This is a genomic window from Methanocalculus sp., assembly GCF_030651615.1.
Classification (GTDB): Archaea; Halobacteriota; Methanomicrobia; order Methanomicrobiales; family Methanocorpusculaceae; genus Methanocalculus.
Genome location: NZ_JAUSCG010000229.1, coordinates 1 through 4,357, shown reverse-complemented (window position 1 = coordinate 4,357; position 4,357 = coordinate 1). Strand labels below are relative to the sequence as shown.

The following is a 4,357-nucleotide window of genomic DNA, read 5'->3' as shown; positions in this document are numbered from 1 at the left end:
TGTCGAGATGCTGTTTATCCGTGTTGATAGCGATCGTTTCGGCACCTGCTACCTGCATGTGGTGGAGTCGGTTCACCGTGTTGTTACCTGCACCGCCACATCCAATGATAACGATGCGTGGGTGTCCAAGCATCTCATCATCATCGATGATGGATGATTTTACACGGTCTTTCTCAATTTCTGCGTTTTTTAGAGCTTCATTAATGATTGTCTGCATCTTACAACCCCTTTGGTTAAATCTTTAATGATGTGACCTGATCGCTCTCTCGCATTACCCGGTCTCCATGCTTTGATAGGAGTTCCCGCACCGCATATCGCACCGCTTCAGAAACTGTTGGAAACTCTCCTGCCGCAACCAGTTTTTCCAGCATCTCGACCTGTTGCCTGGGTAATCGAATGGTGATCCTGTCCATTTTTCACCTCTGTCTGACAATTGACATATTATGGTATGACAGTTGTCTGACATTGAGTGTACAATCGTCTGATAATAATCATCAGATGGTTGTAGATATATCGTTACTCTATATATAGTTTGCCATTTCGTTTCCGAATCTCTAAGCTCCTTGATCTCTCAAGCAGGATTCAGAACTCTTTTATCTAAAACAATGCAAAATTAATTGTGTATGAATCAACCCATTTTCTCTTTTGATCCCCGTCACTCTTCCACTATCGGGTGGTATGTCAGATGAGGATCAAATCATTGCCTGATAGAGCCACACACGGGGGGGTCATCAGGCGGCTTCTTGCCGAAGGGGTAAACGGAGATATAATCGACTTTAGTGCCAGCATGAATCCATTTCCCCCTCATGTTATGTGGAGGCCTGAGGCATGTGATCTTCGTGATTATCCTGATGATACCTATACTGATCTGAAGGAAGCTATCGGCTCTGTTTTTTCAAGGGATGTCTCGGAGATTGCGGTTGGAAACGGATCAGTCGAGCTTATTCGTATCTATGCCCAGGTTATGGCATCAAACGGATCCAGGGCATATATCGAAAGATCGACGTTTGGAGAGTATGCCCAGTCAGTGCGCCTTGCCGGTGGTTCTGTTACTCATAATACCGAAGATGAAGTGGATGTCCGCTATTTCTGCAATCCAAATAATCCCACGGGGAAGCTCGCGAAAAGGGGTGATATCCTTAATCTCCTGAAATTTTGCAGTGAGGAAGGTTCTTCTCTCTTCCTCGATGAGGCATTCATCGATCTCTCTGATCCCGATCAGACTATGGCAGATCACAGAAATCCAGATCTCTTCGTCCTTAGATCGCTCACAAAGGCATTCTCGGTCCCTGGCATCAGGTTCGGTTATGGATTTGGTGATCCCAGGCTCATTGAGGCGATCGAGATGACCCGGCCACCCTGGACGGTCAACAGATACGCTGAGGTCTATACGATAGAGGCGATCCGACATCTCCCTGATCTCCTTTCATCGCGGAAGATGATTGCAGTTGAGCGGGAATTCCTTACGAAGTCCATACAATCCCTTGGTTTTTTCCCTCATCCCTCTTCAACAAACTTCATCCTTCTTGATACTGGTAAAAATGCGACAGATCTTACGCGTGACCTCATTACCAAAGGTGTTCTGGTGCGGGACTGCACATCTTTTGGTCTTCCGCAATCAATTCGTGTTGCAGTTAGATCCCGTGAAGAGAACAGGGTTCTTATAGAGGCATTATCCGAATGCGTGCACTGATCATGGCTGGCGGGGGAGGCACCCGTCTTGGTATGGGTGAAAAGCCGCTTGTTTGTATTGCCGGGCGGCCGATGATAAGCTGGGTCATCGATGCATTTACAAAGGCCGGTTGCTTCCCGATCGTCGTGACATCCGATAAGACTCCTTATACAAAGAACTGGTGCAGGGCAAACGATATCCCGTTCATTTCCACAGATGGAAGGGGATATCTTGAAGATCTCAATTCAGCTGTTGACGTACTGGAAGAAGAAGGGCCTTTCTTCATATCAGTATCAGATATTCCCTGCCTGCGTCCTGAGACGATCTGCGCGGTCTGGAACGCATATCTTGACTCCGGTATGGATGCCTGCTCAACCTGGATTCCGATCGCTCTATGCAGAGAATTTGGAACAGAACCCCGCTATCAGCTTGAGATACATGGTACTCCGGCAAGCCCTGTCGGGATAAATATCCTGAAGGGATCGCTTATGGGTGGAGAGCAGGAAGAATTCAGGCTCCTTCTTCGTGAGCATGGACTTGTATTCAATGTGAATACCCGATCAGAGCTTAAACTCCTTGAGACTCATTTTCAGTCACTAATGGTCTGATCGTCATTGAATTCCTCGTTTCCGAGCGAACAGTCAGAATGCATATAACGAAACCTGTTGACTACTATATATGGATCATTCGCGGGAGATTGAGGTCGAGGGTCATATCATCGATTCTGGCATTATGACACGGGTATTTGACCGTGTCATGGATATGGGGGGAGACTTTGAGATCATCACGTTTGATGTCGGAAAGAAGAAGGTCGATCCAAGTTATGCCAGACTTAAGATCTCAGCAGATACTGAAGAGAAACTAAATTCAATTACAAGTGAGCTTCACCGGTATGGTGCACGGCTTATTGAAGCAGATAATGTCAGGCTGATACCCGCAGAAGCCGACAGGGTCGTTCCAAAGGGTTTTTACTCAACAACAAACCATCCGACATCCATCAGGTATCAGGATGAGTGGATTTTAGTTGAGCATATTGAGATGGACTGTATCGTCGTTGTTGATCAGGCATCATCGCGGGCTTACTGCACTCCTCTCTCAAAGTTACGGAAGGGTGACTGTGTTGTCATCGGCGAGGGTGGTGTCCGGGTGATCTACCCGGAGAGGCCCCGTGAGACCGGTGTTTTTGAGTTCATGCAAGGTCAGGTCTCATCTGAGCGGCCAAGTGAGACGATCATCAGAAAGATCGCAGAAGAGCTGTTGAAGGTGAAGGGGAAAGGCCAGAAAGTGGCAATTGTCGGTGGGCCGGCAATCGTCCATACCGGGGCAGGAGAATCCCTTGCAGCCCTGATACGCGAGGGATATATTGATATTCTCTTCAGCGGAAATGCCCTCGCCACCCATGATATCGAATATAATTTCTTTGGTACATCTCTTGGAATGAATCTCCAAACAGGTGATCTTGTCACTGGTGGGCATAAACACCATATTTATGCAATAAGTGAAGTGATGCGTTCAGGTTCAATCGCCCAGGCAGTTACAGACGGTATCATTACCAAGGGAATCATGTACGAGTGCGTCAAAGCAGGTATCCCTTATGTGCTCGCAGGCTCTATCCGTGACGATGGTCCGCTTCCTGATGTGGTAACCGATTCGGTGGTGGCGCAGGATGCGATCAGGGCACATCTTGGGGATTGCGGAATGGTGCTGATGATCGGAACCCTCCTCCATTCGGTCGCTGTTGGCAACTGCCTTCCCTCTTATGTGAAGACGATTTGCGTCGATATCAACCCGGCATCTGTGACAAAACTGATGGATCGCGGCACAACACAGGCGGTAGGTGTGGTTTCAGATGCAGGAACCTTTATCCCCGCTCTCCTTGCAGCACTTCGGGCTAATAAAAAAGATGCTATCGGGTAAGTGGCATGCACCAGGGCATCTCATGGAGAAGGACATACTGCCACTCTTCTTTACACTCACACTCTGTTTTATACGCTGCTTGTATCAGATCGCGGTCATAGCTGAGTGAGTACTCGTTGATCGCATTCTTGATTTCGCGATCACAGTTCCCACAGTTATGTGGGCCCCTTGCATATCCGCCGCCGACCGGGTCACAACTGACTTTTTCATTTGTTGAGAGGAGGACATCCAGTGCACTCCAGAGATATGGTGGTCGATATGCACCTCGCTTCCAGTAGTATTCGAGATCTGTCCTCTTCTGAACGGTGCAGAGATTCATCGAGATGAGATCCGAATACGGTGCAGCCTCTGAGATAGAGATCTTCATATCTGCAATAGCCTCGCTCTCGGTCAGGAAGAGGGGTTTCATCATCAGATATGTTTTGACGCCCACACCTGCTTTATCTGCAGTATTTGCTGCCTGAATGAAGTCGGCAAATGTTGATCCTTTATCGATACATTTCTCACGTATCTGATCATTTGTGGTCTCAAGTCCCATCGCCACATAGAGGGGCATCTGATGATCGCCGGTATCGATCAGATCGAGGAAAGAGCTGATGACCGGTGAGGTGATATATTCTGCCCGGGATTCTGCAATGACGATCTTTCCCCTGATGAGTGATCCGAGTCTGTCACGTACCTCAACAGGCACTTCTCCGGAATCAAAGAAACTTCCCGATGTGAAGATCTTCACCACATCATAGTCATCAGATCGATAGTTCCCTTCAA

At 47.9% G+C, this 4,357-nt stretch carries 5 protein-coding genes and 1 pseudogene; 3 read left to right on the top strand and 3 right to left on the bottom strand.

Features of this window, described 5'->3' with window-relative positions:
- Both Q7V06_RS09605 and Q7V06_RS09600 read right to left on the bottom strand, forming a co-directional pair.
- Nucleotides 1-217: pseudogene (locus Q7V06_RS09605) on the bottom strand (cell division protein FtsZ); the annotation flags it as partial.
- Between the two features lie 16 nt (nt 218-233).
- Complete coding sequence (locus Q7V06_RS09600) at nt 234-413, bottom strand: ribbon-helix-helix domain-containing protein (RefSeq protein WP_300330943.1); 180 nt, start codon at nt 411-413, stop codon at nt 234-236.
- A gap of 272 nt (nt 414-685) precedes the next feature.
- Here Q7V06_RS09600 and Q7V06_RS09595 point away from each other — a divergent pair, with 272 nt between their 5' ends.
- The 3 genes from Q7V06_RS09595 (at nt 686) to Q7V06_RS09585 (ending at nt 3,589) form a co-directional block, all read left to right on the top strand.
- Nucleotides 686-1,693, top strand: a complete 1,008-nt coding sequence (locus Q7V06_RS09595) for a histidinol-phosphate transaminase (protein WP_304840962.1) — start codon at nt 686-688, stop codon at nt 1,691-1,693.
- On the top strand, nt 1,681-2,280 hold the full coding sequence (locus tag Q7V06_RS09590; RefSeq protein ID WP_304840960.1) for an NTP transferase domain-containing protein: 600 nt from the start codon (nt 1,681-1,683) through the stop codon (nt 2,278-2,280). Before Q7V06_RS09595 ends, Q7V06_RS09590 begins: the two co-directional genes overlap by 13 nt.
- Nucleotides 2,281-2,350: 70 nt before the next feature.
- Nucleotides 2,351-3,589 carry a TIGR00300 family protein gene (locus Q7V06_RS09585; RefSeq protein ID WP_304840958.1) on the top strand — a complete coding sequence of 413 codons (1,239 nt, stop codon included), beginning with the start codon at nt 2,351-2,353 and terminating at the stop codon, nt 3,587-3,589.
- Here Q7V06_RS09585 and Q7V06_RS09580 read toward each other — a convergent pair.
- A partial coding sequence (locus Q7V06_RS09580; RefSeq protein ID WP_304840956.1) for an archaeosine biosynthesis radical SAM protein RaSEA occupies nt 3,579-4,357 on the bottom strand: 779 nt, incomplete at its 5' end. The genes Q7V06_RS09585 and Q7V06_RS09580 overlap by 11 nt on opposite strands.

Excerpts from the sequence above, each read along its gene's own strand:
- Q7V06_RS09585 (WP_304840958.1), top strand. The coding sequence starts at position 2,351 with ATGGATCATTCGCGGGAGATTGAGGTCGAGGGTCATATCATCGATTCT.
- Q7V06_RS09590 (WP_304840960.1), top strand. The coding sequence starts at position 1,681 with ATGCGTGCACTGATCATGGCTGGCGGGGGAGGCACCCGTCTTGGTATG.
- Q7V06_RS09600 (WP_300330943.1), bottom strand. The coding sequence starts at position 413 with ATGGACAGGATCACCATTCGATTACCCAGGCAACAGGTCGAGATGCTG.
- Q7V06_RS09595 (WP_304840962.1), top strand. The coding sequence starts at position 686 with ATGAGGATCAAATCATTGCCTGATAGAGCCACACACGGGGGGGTCATC.